Source organism: Marinifilum fragile, assembly GCF_963677365.1.
GTDB lineage: Bacteria > Bacteroidota > Bacteroidia > Bacteroidales > Marinifilaceae > Marinifilum > Marinifilum fragile.
The window spans coordinates 4,117,864-4,134,163 of the sequence record NZ_OY781962.1; the positions used below are offsets into that span (position 1 = coordinate 4,117,864).

General features: G+C 36.1%; 12 protein-coding genes and 2 tRNA genes. 7 read left to right on the forward strand and 7 right to left on the reverse strand.

The genetic code is table 11. The features are described 5' to 3' along the window. Nucleotides 1–170: 170 nt before the first annotated feature. From ACKPCA_RS16540 to ACKPCA_RS16555, 4 genes are all read right to left on the reverse strand, one after another. Nucleotides 171–2,687: an IPT/TIG domain-containing protein gene (locus tag ACKPCA_RS16540; protein ID WP_321280073.1), complete on the reverse strand. Its 2,517-nt coding sequence runs from the start codon at nt 2,685–2,687 to the stop codon at nt 171–173. 12 nt (nt 2,688–2,699) lie between these two features. After that, nucleotides 2,700–3,902: a porin family protein gene (locus ACKPCA_RS16545; RefSeq protein ID WP_321280074.1), complete on the reverse strand. Its 1,203-nt coding sequence runs from the start codon at nt 3,900–3,902 to the stop codon at nt 2,700–2,702. Between the two features lie 73 nt (nt 3,903–3,975). Further along, nucleotides 3,976–4,410 (reverse strand): hypothetical protein, encoded by a 435-nt coding sequence (locus tag ACKPCA_RS16550; protein WP_321280075.1) that lies wholly within the window; start codon nt 4,408–4,410, stop codon nt 3,976–3,978. A gap of 121 nt (nt 4,411–4,531) precedes the next feature. Next, a complete protein-coding gene (locus ACKPCA_RS16555; protein WP_321280076.1) occupies nt 4,532–5,239 on the reverse strand; it encodes a hypothetical protein in 708 nt (235 codons plus the stop codon). A 344-nt stretch (nt 5,240–5,583) separates the two neighbouring features. Between ACKPCA_RS16555 and ACKPCA_RS16560 the strand changes: the two genes are divergently transcribed. The 4 genes from ACKPCA_RS16560 (at nt 5,584) to ACKPCA_RS16575 (ending at nt 10,300) form a co-directional block, all read left to right on the forward strand. After that, entirely contained in the window at nt 5,584–6,792 is a 1,209-nt protein-coding gene (locus ACKPCA_RS16560) for an IS256 family transposase (RefSeq protein WP_321280077.1), read from the forward strand. 854 nt (nt 6,793–7,646) lie between these two features. Beyond that, a complete protein-coding gene (locus ACKPCA_RS16565; protein WP_321280078.1) occupies nt 7,647–8,090 on the forward strand; it encodes an Hsp20/alpha crystallin family protein in 444 nt (147 codons plus the stop codon). 427 nt (nt 8,091–8,517) lie between these two features. Beyond that, nucleotides 8,518–10,035, forward strand: a complete 1,518-nt coding sequence (locus tag ACKPCA_RS16570) for a Do family serine endopeptidase (protein ID WP_321280079.1) — start codon at nt 8,518–8,520, stop codon at nt 10,033–10,035. Between the two features lie 67 nt (nt 10,036–10,102). Next, the gene (locus tag ACKPCA_RS16575; RefSeq protein ID WP_054722882.1) at nt 10,103–10,300 is read left to right on the forward strand and encodes a hypothetical protein; all 198 of its coding nucleotides are present in this window, start codon (nt 10,103–10,105) and stop codon (nt 10,298–10,300) included. A gap of 97 nt (nt 10,301–10,397) precedes the next feature. On the opposite strand, the gene ACKPCA_RS16580 is transcribed toward ACKPCA_RS16575, so the two are convergent. Next, nucleotides 10,398–11,276 carry a radical SAM protein gene (locus tag ACKPCA_RS16580; protein ID WP_321280080.1) on the reverse strand — a complete coding sequence of 293 codons (879 nt, stop codon included), beginning with the start codon at nt 11,274–11,276 and terminating at the stop codon, nt 10,398–10,400. A 323-nt stretch (nt 11,277–11,599) separates the two neighbouring features. Between ACKPCA_RS16580 and ACKPCA_RS16585 the strand changes: the two genes are divergently transcribed. Beyond that, the gene (locus ACKPCA_RS16585) at nt 11,600–11,872 is read left to right on the forward strand and encodes an acylphosphatase (RefSeq protein ID WP_321280081.1); all 273 of its coding nucleotides are present in this window, start codon (nt 11,600–11,602) and stop codon (nt 11,870–11,872) included. Between the two features lie 47 nt (nt 11,873–11,919). Here ACKPCA_RS16585 and ACKPCA_RS16590 read toward each other — a convergent pair. After that, nucleotides 11,920–11,990 (reverse strand) — tRNA-Gln (locus ACKPCA_RS16590). 155 nt (nt 11,991–12,145) lie between these two features. Here ACKPCA_RS16590 and ACKPCA_RS16595 point away from each other — a divergent pair. Next, entirely contained in the window at nt 12,146–12,511 is a 366-nt protein-coding gene (locus tag ACKPCA_RS16595) for a hypothetical protein (protein ID WP_054722886.1), read from the forward strand. Nucleotides 12,512–12,806: 295 nt separating this feature from the next. On the opposite strand, the gene ACKPCA_RS16600 is transcribed toward ACKPCA_RS16595, so the two are convergent. Then, nucleotides 12,807–12,877: transfer RNA gene (locus tag ACKPCA_RS16600), tRNA-Gln, on the reverse strand. A 170-nt stretch (nt 12,878–13,047) separates the two neighbouring features. Here ACKPCA_RS16600 and ACKPCA_RS16605 point away from each other — a divergent pair. Beyond that, nucleotides 13,048–16,101, forward strand: a complete 3,054-nt coding sequence (locus ACKPCA_RS16605; RefSeq protein ID WP_321280082.1) for a glycosyltransferase family 117 protein — start codon at nt 13,048–13,050, stop codon at nt 16,099–16,101. The last annotated feature ends 199 nt before the right edge of the window (nt 16,102–16,300 follow it).

Consider the following 16,300-nt stretch of genomic DNA (forward strand, 5'->3'; position numbering starts at 1 on the left):
GATACCATTTAAATTTCAGAGTGAGCTTAAGTGAAACTATGAAATATTAAATTGAAATGCCGATACATATTCAAAGTGTCTTTAGAAGTGAAACGTTCTAAAGGTGCATTTTGAATAGTAATCGGTATAAAAAAGCGAACCCCAAATATTCTTAGGGTTCTTCGGGCTTACTATTTTTTTTGCATGTTTGCGATAGGGATTTTACTCATAACAAAGGGATACTCATTAGCTTGAATATAGTAGTTGCATCCAAAGAAATATTCATTATTAATAATGAAGGATGTGTATTTTCTATAAAGACCAGGAGGGGGAACTAACTCTTGCCACGTATTTGCACTCGTATCATATTCCCAGAATGTTTTCTCATCTTGATATCCACGTCCTACTATGTAGGCCTTATCTGTATAAACTGAGGCAGTTGCTTCTTCCCAAATTTTTACTGGCATTTCTCCTAAATTTTCCCAGGAATCATTTTCAGAATCGTAAGACCAGAATTCATTGTATTCATTGTTGTTACCATAACCACTGGTCATGTATTTATAAATACCAAGATATGCTTTCTTGCCTGCCTTAAATATTAATTTCTTATTGATGGAATAACGAGATGTTGGAACCGCAGATTTTGTAACCCATTCATTCTTGTTCAAATCTCGATAGCACATTTTTTTTGTATTTCCCAAATACAATCTGTCACCAATCAGGAATGAATATTCTGGTATTCCAATAGGGATGGTATCTATTGTTTTCCATTGTTTATTAATGTTGGAATAAGAATATAGAAGATAATCATCGTAGGATAAATGTGCTGGAAAGTAGATTTCATCCTTATAAGCGTGCATATTGTATATCCATCCATCGAAATCAACATCAGATAGGTAAGACCACTGATTATCTCCATTGTGCATATAAAGACTTCTATCATTGTCATAAGGACCATTTCTAATAATTGCAACCTGTTTATCATTTATATGTGTAATATAATTATACTCATGTTGGTATTCCGAATGTGACATGCATTCCCAAGGGTCAGACAATTGAAGAGGGGTATGATACTCTATTTCTTGTCCGCCAATTGAAAGTGTAACTTTTGGAGTTTTTGAGATACAATAATCAATAGGAATACGCCCTTTTATCGTATTTTCAGTATGTTCAATTATACTACAATATTTGCCATCTACTTCTAGATTAGTGTGTGCACTTATATTAGCATTCTCTAGATTAAGGGTGATGATTGACCCCCTTTTTACTTGAAGAGGGGTAACGTTGGTAATCTTTATCTGAGGAATTGTAATGCTTGCTTTGGCTTTAGGTAAGGTGTCTATAACGTTTCCTGAATAGTTATATTTAAATGTTGGATGATAAGTTCCGGCTTTAACATCAGGAATATATACTTCAACGGTGTTTTTATCTATATAGTTTGTAGAAGCTTTGATCCCGTCGAAATAAATATCAAGACCGTAGAAAAAATTATCACCATATAAATATACTGTTTCACTTGCTTTGGCAATGCTTACATTGAAAGAATCGGCTGTAGGTTGATGCCATTTAATACTATCTTTTGTTACTATTTTGTGTGAATCAAAGTATCCTCTTATTTTGTTGGATTCAGGAACATTAGTAATTCTACAATAAGCTAATGTATCCGTTACGTTATATGCATTGTTACCAGGAAGTCCAAAATAACTTAATTTTCTAAGATTGGTCCCCTTAATTGTAATTACGCTATCAAGCCATATTTCTTTTGGAGAAAAGGAATCGATAGTTGGTAATATTGTTTTAAACATATTTGGAAAAGTAATACTATCATCTAAATATTTAATAGTAATGTTATGATCGTCAATAGGCATGCGTTCAGGTACTCTGAATTGTAAAATTGAGTCAGATTGATATTCGGAATAATAGAACTCTTCTGCGGTTTTATCATCAACTTTAAGAGCTGTTGTGCGCGTAAAATTTTCCCCATATATGGTAATGTTTTCCCTAGCAAAAACGACTTGCTTGGAAATTGAATCAATTCTAGGAGCAGCTATGATCGGATTGTTATGGCTATTAATACTTTTTTGTGCAACCCTTACACTAAACGGACAACTTTTGAAACGAGGCCCTTTAGGAAAAATTACCTGTAATGATGTGTCTGTGGCAGAAACAATTTTAGCTTCAACATTATCGAAAACTACAGTATTATTAGAAGGTTGAATACTAAAATTATTTCCTTTAATGGTTAGTAAATCGCCATATCCAATAGTGTCAGGTGTAAAAGAGCTAATTGCAGGTCCGTTTCCTCCCTTACTAACAAATTCAAGGGGTTCACCATAAACAATTGTCCCATTGGTTACTGCATAAGCTTTGGCCAAGTAGGTTGAATCAGCTATTAAATTTCTGGTTAGTTTCGATTCAAATATTGCATCTCCAGATGTACTTCCTAAAGATTCTTTCTCAAATGAACCTTCAATGTGAGAATTATTGGGTACGGCAACAGAATTGGATTTTAAATTGTAAATAAAACCATGATCTTCTATGACTTTACTATCAGTATCATATAGTTCACCTTTAATGTTAACTCCATCTGTATCTATATTTCCAACACCAATTGTGTTCACTCTGGCAAAGCTTCTGCTAGACTCATCTTTATCACATGATAATAGGCAAGTAATAAGTAATAAACTTAGGATAGTATATTTTTTCATAGTAAAGGCGAATTAAAATTTAATTGCTGCACCGACGGTGATAGCAGATTTGCTAAATTCAATTTGAGCATGATCATTGGATGGATTACCACTTTCCATATTTTTCTCATATTGCAATAAGAAACTAAGATCGCTTTTCCCAATTTTTTTGTTCGCAACCAAGCCTAATAATGGTGTAAAGCCTGATTTCTTAGCTAATTTTAATTGGCTATTTTCGGTACGTACAATTTTATCGATTTGGTATTCTGAAACAAGATTTCCATTTTCTCCAATGTTAAAATAGATTTTTGCTCCTCCTCTCATGTAAAATTTCATTTCATTTTTAGATAGTAAGGTCAAGTTGAAAGACATTGGAATGGATATTTGTTGAAATTTGATGTTCAACTCATGGAAGTTTTCATTATCCTCACTTCCTGTACTGATGTCTTTTTCAATTTTAAATTTTTGAAAGCCGATACCTAGAGAAACGAATGACTGTTTTAATAATCGAGAAAAATAGAGGCGACCATTTATAAAAATAGCAGGTGATACTGTTGAGAAATTAGTCTTCTGACTCGGTGATATTAATAAGTTTATATTGCTATAATTAGCTCCTAAGCCAACTTCTAAATAGGGAATAGTTTTGGCTTTATTAAAATAGGTGTGGTAATCTATTTTATTTTTCTTGTGATACTGTACCAAAAGTTTTTTAAGGGTCTTGAATGGTAGCATTTTATTACCGTTCATTTCAGATTGCCACAAATCACTTAGGTCTTTAGGAATATCAAGAGTAGAAGGAGATTGAATTTTGGAGATGTCATAAATGGTATTGTCCACCTCTACATAAAACGAGTTGTACCTTAGGAAAAGCTTAATGGTTTCACTTTCGAAATGTACCCTGGCCCAGACTTTTTGATTTGTTTTAATCTCTATAGATTGATAAACAAGGTCTTTGGAAAATTCAGCTCTCTTAAAATTTTGGGCATAAAGCTCATGCTCCATACCATAATGCAGGTAAAGGATTTCCTTATAATTGTTTTTACTATAGGGATTTAAGAAAGAAACTTCTTTGCTTGTTCCATCATTATGAATTAGTTTGCCTCGGTATTCTTGGGCAAAAAGAGTTGTTCCTATAAATAATAATAGGACTAGGGGTAAAGTTCTTATCATGTTGGATTTACTTTTATTATCGTAAATATCAATAAATAATTGATGTGATAAAATATCTAACTCCAATTTATAATATGTAAAAATAAATTTTGCTGTTATTCATTTTTATTGGGGAATGTTAGGCTATTGTATGACTAAATCAATTACTTCTTTCAAGCCTTTCAATCATTTTGAGCAAACGATCTCTGTTTTTTGCCGATTTAATAAACTGAGGCAATTTCTCAACCAATGTAAAAAATGCTCTATCGTTTCGTTCGCGTAGTCCAGCCTGTATGTATTGCTTGATGTACTCCAAGTGCTTGTAGTTGTGAGCAAAAAAGAATTCATTTTTAAAGCTGTCCTGCAGCCAGAATTCGCAATCGAACCAGTAATCGGTAGTGGCACTGTAAGATTTCTCATCTGAATCAAGAGGTTTGTCGGTTGCATAATGGCAGGATGAGCATCTCAATTCTGCCAATTGCGGTACTGGTGTACTTTTTACCATGGCCTTGCCGCCACACTTTGGGCAAACTACCAAGGTCTCATTAGAGAATTCATTGGGTCTTAGGTTTTGATCGATAAAACGAGTTTTCATTTTAGGGTTTGGACATTTGTTGGGTACGCTAAGATTGTTATTCTGGTGTATTGTTAAAAAAAGCGAACCCCAAACATTCTTGAGATTCGCCCCGGTAAATATATCAACTTAACACTATTTTCTATTCTTCGTTTGTTGTTTCTTCAACTACTTCTTCATTCTCTTCGGCCTGTGTGGTCGATTTGCTCGAAGCATAAAGCACATAGTCGTTGTAAAAAGCTTCGTTTTTGTGCTCCCAGATTCTTTTGCCAACCTCACACAATTCAACAATTAATTCGTAAAGCTCATTACCCATTGCAAGACGCTCCACGCTTTTTTGTTCGCGAATTGATATGGCCTCGGCTTGTGCATCAATGGCATCGTCTAAAGCAATGGTAGCATCGGTAGTTTGGGTGATTAACTCGGGAGTTACATTGCGTTTACTCAATGGTTCTTTAAAGAATTCGGCAGTTTGACAAACATGCTTGGCATAGGCTACCAATTCATTGTCCGTTTTGCGATCTACTCCGCTAAAACGGAAAGTAGCATACTCTTTGCTTCCGCTGCCCAATGCCAGTTTGGCTTTAAAGGAAACTTCTCCTAAAAGTCCCACCAAAGTGCTTCTGCATTCGTCCTTGGCATTGGTTTTTAAGGTTTTTTGTCCTTCCCAATACATGTCGGGCAGGATATCTTTAAACTGTTTGGTTTTATCTGCCACTTGGGTAGGAATGGTTTCTTCGTAACCAAACTTCACGAATTCCGCCACATCACGAGCAACAACAGCTTGGACTCTATCGCCGCGCTGTCCTAACTCAGAATAGGCCATTGTAAATTTTTTAGTCTGTTTCATTGTTTAATAATTTTAGGGTGATTGATATATTTTACCGTTGTAATTAATATGTTGTAAGAAATACAGATTTAAGTTAATAATATTATGCTTTTACTTGTATTAAAATATGTTAAAAGTAATTGGAGGTAGCTGTAATGCCGATTAACAGTAGCTTTGCGACTATTTTGTTAGATGAGATTTTAGCTTTCGGCTTATAATCAGGTGCTAAAATGACTTTTTGTTTGAGTTTAAAAAGGCAAAAATAATAGTTGATATGTCATTTTTTGTATGAGACCTGCCAATGTGAGTCTGTTCATTAAAGTGTGTCAAGTAAAAGTTTAAGAAACAATTAATAACTTGACAGTATGGATGGCAAAGATTTCAATTACAAAGAATTTGAGAAGGAAGCTTTAGAAGGTCTCAAATCAGGAAAAAAACTAGAAGGTAAAGATGGAGTTTTGGTCCCTTTACTTCAGCGTTTGTTAAATGCAAGTTTAAATGGTGAATTGGATGCTCACTTAAATGAATCCAAAAAACCCAATCGTCGCAATGGCAGAGGTAAGAAAAAGGTAAAAACAGGTTTTGGAACAGTTGAGCTAACACCTCCCAGAGATCGTAACGGTAGTTTTGAACCTGAACTGGTAAAGAAGCGACAGTTAACTCTGGGAGACGGAATAGATCACAAAATCATTTCCTTATATGCCAAAGGAATGAGTTATGAAGCCATATGTGATCATCTTGAAGAATTGTATGGGATCACTTTATCTCCATCAAGTTTGACGGCCATAACTGATCGTATCATTCCTGAAGTTTATCAATGGCAAAATCGCCCTTTAGATGCCATTTACCCAATTGTTTGGTTGGATGCTATACACTACAAAGTACGCCAGGAAGGAAGGATTGTTAACAAAGCAGTCTATCATGTTTTGGGTGTCAATCATAGTGGAGTGAAGGAGGTTTTAGGCATGTATATTGGAGAAAAAGAAGGAGCAAAATTTTGGTTGCAAGTACTTAGTGATCTGCAAAATCGGGGCGTTAAGGATATTCTTATTGCCTGTATAGATAATTTAAGTGGATTCAAAGATGCTATTGAATCTATTTTTCCAAAAACCGATGTACAACTTTGTGTAATCCATCAAATACGAAATGCATTTAAATATCTTGTTCGCTATGACAAGACTGAATTTTTAGGAGATTTAAGAACCGTTTATCAAGCATTAAATATAGGTGAGGCCGAAAAGAATTTGGATAAACTGGCTTTAAAATGGGGAAAGAAATATCCTGCAATCATTCGTTCATGGAAATCAAACTGGATAGGATTAAGTACATTTTTCCAATACCCGATGGATTTAAGAAAGATCATGTACACAACAAATATTATCGAGAGTTATCACAGTCAGCTAAGAAAAATCACAAAAAGTAAAAGAGTGTTTTCAAATGATCAGGCCTTATTGAAACTGCTCTATTTAATCAATAAGAAAGTGACACAAAAATGGAGCATGCCAATCAGAAATTGGAAGGCTGCATATTCTCAGTTGGCTATTCTTTATGAAGAGAGAATGGAGATCAAATGAACAATTTTTCTTTTCCCAAAACCCTGTTAATGGATGAAGGGCCTTGAAAAAAGAAAAATTTAGTGGTGACACAGTTTATTGAATAGACCCGCCAATGTTTTCCTCAATGTTAATAAGTGCACGCTCATACCTGCCATCTGCGTCGTGAGACCTGCGAACCGCATGCTCAATGTTGATATCTGTGCCGTCAATGTTAATAAATGCACCGTGAGACCTGTCATCTGCATCGTGAGACCTACCATCTGTACGCTTAATGTTGATAACTGCACGCTCATTGTTAATAAGTGCAATGCATTTGGCAGTAATGGCTCAAACATTGGCAGGTGGGAGCTTGCATTTGCTCACTCACACAAGCTCAAGGGCAGGTAGAAACATACCGATGAGGGGAATTAGCGCACCAATAACAGGAATGAGGAAAACAAAAACAAGAATGAGAGTGCAGTTGTGGGTGTTATGGTAGAGACGTAGCACTGCTACGTCTTTACGGATGAGGGGGGATTTTGTGAGGAATGGGGAGTTTTCCATAAAGCTTACATTTAATGCTCGCACAATCTTTCATTCAATTGATCAATTAGAGTGATATTGAAACAAATCAGGTAAAGATTAAAATCGAATAATATGTCACAATGTCTTAGTTAGTAGTATTTTGTGTCAAAAATTCAGAAAGAATATTTTGGACAATGAAAAATTGTCAGTTAACAATATTATGGAGATTTTGAATAGGTTTTGATTTTCAGAGTAATACAAAATATTGGTGGTTTTGGCATTCAGTTTGAAAGAAATAAAGAGAATCGCGATTCTAATTTTATTGAGAATAGAAGTATGTATTAATTTAAATTAGGGAGGATATAATTATGACTTTAGTTAAGAAAAATACCGATAATTTTTTCCCATCCTTCTTTGATAACTTTTTCTCCAGAGATTGGATGGATTGGAATACCACAAATTTCTCAACTACAAACACCACTTTGCCTGCGGTGAATGTAAAGGAGGATAAAAACGAATTTACAATTGAGGTTGCGGCACCAGGAATGGATAAGAAAGACTTCAATATTAATTTAGACAATAATCAGTTAACCATTTCTTCTGAAAAGAAGAGTGAGGTTGAAAATAAGGGAGACAAATATACCAGGAAAGAATTCTCTTATTGTTCGTTCCAGCGTTCGTTCCAATTGCCTTCGGAGGTAGTGGATGGTGATAAAATAAAGGCCAATTATTCTGATGGAATTTTGGTGATTCACTTGCCTAAAAAAGAAGAAGCGAAGCCTAAACCAGCAAGAATTATTAAAATTTCCTAAAATTCATTGGACTGTTTATAAAAAATATGCTTGCCACTTACTCTGCAAAAGGTAGGTGGTAAGCTTATGGATTAGAATGAGCTTTAAAATAAAAGGTTTATTTAAATTGGAATCAAGAGAAATAGATTTCTCTTATCCTCAAGCCGGTGGGCTCCTACTTTTTCCATTGATGAAAAAGTAGCAAAAAATCTAGGGCGTGTAAGGTCAAACTACTGATACTTGAAAACTTTAAGTGCGGCGGGGTGATTTTCGAACAAAGTTCTCAACTTCCCCTTCTTTCTAAAAGTTTTCTGCGCATAAGCAACTTGACCTTCCAATGCCCATTGAGCCAATACATGTTTTGCGTCATTGAGTGGCGTTTAATTTAGTTGTGTATTCGGCAGTTATCAAGCTAGTAGTAAGATTTTAAACATTAAAGTGATTTGTTATGAAGAAAATTGCTCAATTATTTATAGTTGCATTCATTGCCAGTGCAATTACATCTGTTGGATTTATTTTCTTTAATAAGGAAGATAAAACCTATACCATTAAGCATATAGATTCTGCACCCGTTGTTGGTGCAGCATACACGGTAAACCATAATGGGGAAGTGGTTCCCTTGCAATTTACTGATGTATCCAAGAAAGTGATGGATGCTGTGGTGCATATTAAATCAACCCATATTCAAGGAACTCAAAGTAGACAGGAAGTTTCGTCGCCTTTTAGAGACTTTTTCAACGACAATATGCTGAAAGATTTTTTTGGTCCACACTTTAAGTTCGAACAAAGAACACCGCAGCAAAGAGGACCATATACCAGAGTGGGAACTGGCTCGGGAGTCATTATTAGCTCCGATGGATACATTGTTACCAACAATCATGTAATTGATGGTGCTGAAGATATTGAAGTGAGTTTACACGATAATAGGGTGTACAAAGCGAAGGTGATTGGAACCGATCCAACAACCGATTTGGCTGTGATTCAAATTAAAGAAAGGAAATTGTCTTACGTACCATTTGTAAACTCTGATGATGTGGAAATTGGAGAGTGGGTTTTGGCAGTTGGAAATCCTTTTAATTTAAATTCGACAGTAACAGCGGGTATCGTTAGTGCAAAAGGCAGAAATATTAATATCCTGCAGTCGCAATCGGCTATAGAATCCTTTATCCAGACCGATGCGGCAATCAACCCTGGAAATAGTGGTGGAGCATTGGTAAATCTAAAAGGAGGATTAATAGGTATTAATACTGCTATTGCGAGTCCAACAGGTTCTTATTCAGGTTATGGATTTGCGATTCCATCGAATATTGTGAGTAAGGTTGTTGAAGATATTCTAGAATACGGATTTGTTCAGCGAGGTTATATGGGAATCACCATCCGAAGTGTAGATGGAAACTTTGCCAAAGAAAAAGAATTGGATATTACCGAGGGGGTGTATGTTGATAGCCTTATGAATGAAAGCTCTGCAAAAGAGGCAGGCCTTCAAAAGGGAGATGTGATTGTTAAAGTGAACAAGAATAAGGTAAAGACATCTTCTGATTTGCTCGAAATTATTGGTCAGCACCGTCCGGGAGATCAATTGTTGGTAGGAGTAAATCGTTTTGGAAAAACCAAAGAGTTTGAGGTTACTTTAAAGAATGCGCAGGGCGAAAGTGAAATTAGCAGCAATAATCAACAGGATATCCTTTCCAAACTAGGAGCTGAAATCATTGAAGTAAATGAAGAAAAAGCTTCAAAACTGGATGTGCCAACAGGTTTAATGATTGAAAAGCTAAATTCCGGCTTGCTGCGAAATCAGACCAATATGAAGGAGGGTTTTGTAATTACACATGTGAATGATAAACGTGTAGAAAGCCTGAAAGACTTAAAGGCCGTTCTGAAAGGGAAGTCGGGAGGTGTGATGCTTAAAGGAGTTTACCCTGATTATCCTGGACAATATTATTACGCCTTTGGTATTGGTGAATAGGTACAATTGATTTAGATGTAATTATAGATATTAAGTAGATTTTCTAATAATTAAATAATTATCAGATATGTTAGAACATCAGAAGTTTGTTTTGCAGGCTGTTGCCGATCAGGAAAATTTATTTCGAAAAGAGTTAATTAAATCGATGAATTGGCTGGATGAATATGATCAGGAAAAGTTATTAAACTGGCTTAAGGAGCGTTTTAACAATCGAAAGGATATCATCGATGAGATCGTAAATACTAGCTTGGTTCCATTATCTTAGTCTCTTTGCTTATTTTCTAAAAAGAGTCTATTCGGTGTAAACTGGATAGACTCTTCTTTAATATTTTTCGATAGATATAATTCACAGGAGTTAATTTTTACAATCCTCTCATCCATTCCTCGCGCAATCTTGCATTGGCAGGATCGTCGAGAACTGCATTAATTCTATCGAGCATTTCCTGTTTGTCGCGTGGGAAATTGCCACGCAAAACCAAATAGTTGGAAGCATGGTCGCTGCGGAAAACAGTTGATTCCAGTTCCAGATTTTCAATAAAGATTTTCATTTCGGCAATCAGCTCAACGGTATTCAAAGGAATAAATTTACCATCGAACTTTTTGGCAAAATGATCTTCGCCATAAGGATAGCTCAAAACCAAGGTTGAAAGAAACTCTGGTTGAATTTCGTTGATTACCTTGGCAGAATTTAAGGCATGCTGGTTTGAGTAGTTTTTACCACCCAGTCCGTTTAAAATCATTACCGAAAGTTTAATTCCTGCTGCACGAGCTCTTTTTAAAGCTTTGGAAGTACTCTCGTAATTTTCCGATTTGTTGATTCTTCCCAACAATTCATCATCACCCGATTCGATTCCTACGTAAAGCAGTTTTAATCCTTTTGCCGCCAATTGTTGTAGCTCTTCATCAGTTTTGGCTTCAATATCTTTAGGCAAAGCATAGGCTGATACACGAGTCAATCTTGGAAACTTCTCATTTAATTTGTTCAATATGCGAGAAAGCTTGTCAAAGGATAATACCATTGCATTGCCATCAGCCAAAAATACCTTGCGATAATGATTGGCATAGGGCTGCATAGAGTCAATATCGGCAAAAATATCTTCTTCTTTGCGAGTGCGAAATTGCTTGCTGCTGTACATTTCGCAAAATGCACACTTGTTCCAGGCACATCCTAGTGTTACCTGAAGTATAAAGGAATAGGCCTCGCTTGGCGGGCGGAATAATGGTTCGTCGTATTGGATCATGATGGCAAAAATAATACGTAGTGAGGTTGCATGCAACGTCTTTGCACTAGAAATAATGGAAATGGGAAATCTGAATATCTGGTAAGCTGGGTATAGAGTTCTCCCTTTTAGGGGAGATTTCGATAGGGAGAGGGGTGTTTTCAAGGCTATTCATATCATTTCACTCCTTAGTCTGTCGACAGTTTTCCTTTATTAAGGGAAACATTAAACTCGAAGTGCAAAGAATTCAATTGAAGGCAGGCTGAGAGGTGGAATTTCATTCAAGTCTGTAAACTAATCTAATTTTCTTAACTTCGTAATTCAAAATTGTAATTGATTTGTTTGTGGCAGAAAAATCAGTAAATATCACCGTTTTTGGAAAAGTACAAGGAGTTGGATTTCGTTATCATACCAGAAAAGCGGCGCAGCGTTTTGGTGTGAATGGTTTTGTTAAGAACCAGGTAAACGGAACAGTTTATGTAGAGGCAGAAGGGGATGAATTGGCTGTTGAATTGTTTTGCGAGTGGTGTAAGAAAGGACCAGACTGGGCCAGGGTTGATCGCATTAATATTTGTGATGCAGGAGTGAAGAGATATTTGGGATTTGAAATCAGGTAATGGGATAAAATAAAAAAAAGCTCCGAAGTAATTTCGAAGCTTTTAAGTTGACCCATAAGGACTCGAACCTTAAACGTCTGGACCAAAACCAGATGTGTTACCATTACACCATGGGTCAATACCATACAGTCATTTTCTGACTAAGACGCTGCAAATATAGTGGAAATATTTTTACGTCAAAACGAAAAATTACAAAAATATTGCGAAGATTTTTGCATTAGGAAATAGGAGCACTTGAATGCTTCTCATTGTCAATTTGAAAGAGGTTTGGAAATGGAAGAAAAAAAAATTGAATCTTTAACTGGAAAGTGGATTTACGAAGAGGATTATGGCTATGGTACGGCACAGGGAGAATTAATTTTGGTGCAGGAAGGAAAGAAATTGTCTGGCAAAATTATTTTTTCGGAGAATGCCGATTCCGATGAAACTTTCATGATTCAGGAAAAAATCGAAGGAGAAATCTACCAGAATAGAATAAAAATAAGAGCCACTGAATATGATATCATCCATGCCGATTACGATATAAGATATGAATTGGACTCCTGGGAAGGAATGATGATTAATGAAACCATTATTGAGGGAGAAAGTTTGGATGATCAGGGAATCGCCGGCAGTTTTAGGTTTACCAAAGTAGTATAAAAGTCTTGAAAAGTCCTGAAGAGTCTGGAAATGTGGAAAAGTACAGAGAAAATAATGCTTTAAATATTTTGAAGTTCTAAGATCGAATTAAATTCCTCCCTTTTGGGGGATCCCGAAAGATTTCGGGAGGCGATAGCCAGAGGGGTGTTTTGCGAATGGATTTTTTCGATGCCTAATATGGAAATTCAATTGCTCCGAATTTCAATTGCTCCGAATTTCAATTGGGAGTCCAAATATGATACATAAGTATGAATACAAAAAAAGCTTCGAAAGTAAATTTCGAAGCTTTTTTAAGTTGACCCATAAGGACTCGAACCTTAAACGTCTGGACCAAAACCAGATGTGTTACCATTACACCATGGGTCAATCATAATGCGTCTTTTCGTAAAGACTCTGCAAATGTAGTAATTTTTTTTTGTGTGCAAACAAAATCGGAAAAATATTCTGTAGGAATTCAAGGGAAACCCTGAAATTTGACTATTTTCGTTCAGATTATTTCACTACGAATCAATTAAAAAAACAAAAATACACACAAGATGAAGTCGAATTACAAATTGGTTAATAATGTGTTAGGATGGGTAGCTTTTTTTATAGCTGCCATTACTTACTTGTTAACTATTGAGCCAACTGCCAGTTTATGGGATTGTGGAGAATTTATTACCACAGCTTATGGTTTAGAGGTTGGTCACCCTCCAGGAGCCCCTCTTTTTATGATTATGGCTCGATTTTTTGCACTTTTTGCACCAAGTCCTTCCGAAGCTGCTTTAATGGTAAATGTAATGTCTGCTTTGGCTTCAGCATTTACAATTCTGTTTTTGTTCTGGACGATTACTCATCTTGCGAAAAAATTAGTTGACAAGGGCGAAGAACTTTCTAAAGGAAATCTATTTGCAATTATGGGAACCGGAATGGTTGGAGCTTTGGCTTATACTTTTTCTGATACCTTTTGGTTTTCGGCAGTAGAAGGTGAGGTTTATGCATTGTCTTCATTGTTTACAGCAATTGTTTTCTGGGCAATGTTAAAATGGGAGGATGTGGCTGATGAGAAGTACGCCAACCGTTGGATTATTTTGATTGCTTACCTAATGGGATTGTCGATTGGGGTTCACTTATTGAACTTGCTTGCCATTCCTGCCATTGTTTTTGTGTATTACTTTAAAAAGTATGAACCTACTCGCAATGGAATTATCGCTGCAGGAGCTATTGCGGTAGCCATTTTAGGAGTAGTGATGTATGGCGTTATTCCTGGTGTTGTAAAAGTAGCATCGTGGTTCGAGTTGATGTTTGTAAACGGATTTGGATTGCCTTACAATACAGGTGTAATGGTGTATGCAGTATTGCTGATTTCTTTTGTGATTTGGGCAATTAACTATACCATTAAAAAGAACTATGTGGTTTTAAATACTATTGTAACTGCTTTTATGGTGATTGTAATTGGTTACTCATCATTTGCAATGATTGTAATTCGTTCGTCGGCAAATCCACCAATGGATGAGAATAATCCGGATAATGTATTTGCATTGCTTTCTTATTTGAATCGCGAGCAATATGGCGACAGACCATTGATGTATGGTGAGTATTACAATGCTCCTGCTGTTGATTTGGTGGAAACCAAACCGAATTACATTCAGAAAAATAACAAATATGTAATTGCATCGCGCAAGCAAAAATATGAGTTCGACCCTCGTTTCGAAACTCTTTTCCCTCGTATGTACTCTTCTCGCGATAATCATGTTAGAGAGTATGAGTTTTGGGGCAATGTGAAAAAAGATAACCCAATTGCATTGAGCAATGGCGAAGTGGCTTACAAACCAAGTTTTGGATCAAACCTTCAGTTTTTCTTTAAGTACCAGGTTGGATGGATGTATTGGCGATATTTTATGTGGAATTTTGTTGGTCGTCAGAACGACATTCAAGGCCATGGTGGAATTTTGCATGGGAATTGGGTATCGGGTATCCCATTTGTTGATAGAGCAAAAGTTGGAAACGAAGATAAATTGTATCCTGAGTTAAAGAATAAGAAATCGCGCAATAACTATTTCTTCCTGCCATTTATACTGGGATTAATTGGTTTGATTTACCAGTTTAGATCAGGCAAGAAAGGAAAGCAGGATTTCTCTATTGTGATGTTGTTGTTCTTTTTTACTGGATTGGCCATTGTGGTTTACCTGAATCAGTATCCGCAACAACCCCGTGAGCGTGATTATGCTTATGCAGGTTCGTTCTATGCTTTCGCGATATGGATTGGTCTTGGTGTAATGGGCTTGTATCAAAGCTTGAAAAAGAAAATGCCTGAAGTTTTAAGTGCAGGTTTAATTACTGGATTGTGTTTAGTAGCCGTTCCGGGATTAATGGCACAACAAAACTGGGATGATCATGATCGTTCGGGCCGTTATGCAACTTTGGCTTATGCAAAGAATTATTTGAACTCTTGTGCGCCAAATGCCATCTTGTTTACCTATGGTGATAATGATACTTTCCCATTGTGGTATGCGCAGGAAGTGGAAGGGATTCGCCGAGATATCCGAATCGTGAATTTGAGTCTTTTAGCTGGAGATTGGTACATCAATCAAATGCGTAACAAGGCTTATGATTCAGATCCTATTCCGATGAGTTTTGGACCAGAAAAGGTAGAGCCAGGAAAACGCGAGCAAATACCTATTCTTGAACGCTTAGAAGGTGAAGAATCGTTGCAGGAAATGTTGAATTTTGTTGCAAGCGACAACAAAGCTTCCAAAGTTGAAATGCAAACTGGCAGAAAGTTGGATTACTTCCCAGGAAGAAATGTATACATCCCGGTGGATTCGGCTAAGGTAGTGAACAACGGTACAGTTCGACCTGATGATGCACATTTGATTAAGAAGAAATTAGATTGGAAAATCAAGAGAAATTATCTGTATAAGAATGATATCATGGTTTATGATATTATTGCCAATAACAATTGGGAACGACCAATTTATTTCTCGGTTGGTATGGGAACAAGCAGTTTCTTAGGTTTGGAAAAATATTTCCAGTTAGAAGGAGCAGCTTATCGTTTGGTTCCAATCGAAACAAAATCTAATGGATTGGAAATTGGACGAATTGATACGGATATTCTGTATGATAATTTCATGAACAAGTTTGAATTTGGTCGTATCAAAGAACCAGATGTATACATGGATCAATTCCATATCTTAACCATTAATATCATGAGTTTCCGTTCCAACTACAGTCGTTTGGCAAGCCAGTTAAACGATGAGGGAAAAATGGAAAAAGCAGTTAAAGTATTGGATAGATGTATGGAAGAGTTGCCAACCAGTAAGATTCCATATGACAATAGCTTGATTGGATTTATTCAAGAGTATTACAGAGCTGGTGCTGTAGATAAGGCAAATGCTTTATTTGATGAGATGGCACAGCAATCCTACGATAAATTGAATTATTACTTCTCATTGCAACCAGAATTGGCTAAGAGTTTCCGAAACGAACAGGAGAGAGAGATTAGAGTTGTGCAGATGCTGTTGGGCCTAGCTGAAATGGGTGAGCAAAAGGAATTGAAGGACAAAACACAACAGAAATTTGAACTTTTGTTTAAGTCCTACGCAGAATAATATCTAAAACTTATATAGAGAATGGCCGTCATTGTTGTGACGGCCATTTTTTTTGAATTTGGTTTAATCATTAAATTATTAGGATTGATAAGGGAAAAGTACTTGTCGGTATCAGATTTACAATAAGTCACAGTTTTATTTTAAGTTTTTTTCACATAATTAAAAACAATACTTTTTTCGGAAAGTAGTATCTTCGATG

Excerpts from the sequence above, each read along its gene's own strand:
- ACKPCA_RS16560 (WP_321280077.1), top strand. The coding sequence starts at position 5,584 with ATGGATGGCAAAGATTTCAATTACAAAGAATTTGAGAAGGAAGCTTTA.
- ACKPCA_RS16555 (WP_321280076.1), bottom strand. The coding sequence starts at position 5,239 with ATGAAACAGACTAAAAAATTTACAATGGCCTATTCTGAGTTAGGACAG.
- ACKPCA_RS16595 (WP_054722886.1), top strand. The coding sequence starts at position 12,146 with ATGGAAGAAAAAAAAATTGAATCTTTAACTGGAAAGTGGATTTACGAA.
- ACKPCA_RS16575 (WP_054722882.1), top strand. The coding sequence starts at position 10,103 with ATGTTAGAACATCAGAAGTTTGTTTTGCAGGCTGTTGCCGATCAGGAA.
- ACKPCA_RS16605 (WP_321280082.1), top strand. The coding sequence starts at position 13,048 with ATGAAGTCGAATTACAAATTGGTTAATAATGTGTTAGGATGGGTAGCT.
- ACKPCA_RS16540 (WP_321280073.1), bottom strand. The coding sequence starts at position 2,687 with ATGAAAAAATATACTATCCTAAGTTTATTACTTATTACTTGCCTATTA.
- ACKPCA_RS16565 (WP_321280078.1), top strand. The coding sequence starts at position 7,647 with ATGACTTTAGTTAAGAAAAATACCGATAATTTTTTCCCATCCTTCTTT.
- ACKPCA_RS16570 (WP_321280079.1), top strand. The coding sequence starts at position 8,518 with ATGAAGAAAATTGCTCAATTATTTATAGTTGCATTCATTGCCAGTGCA.
- ACKPCA_RS16550 (WP_321280075.1), bottom strand. The coding sequence starts at position 4,410 with ATGAAAACTCGTTTTATCGATCAAAACCTAAGACCCAATGAATTCTCT.
- ACKPCA_RS16580 (WP_321280080.1), bottom strand. The coding sequence starts at position 11,276 with ATGATCCAATACGACGAACCATTATTCCGCCCGCCAAGCGAGGCCTAT.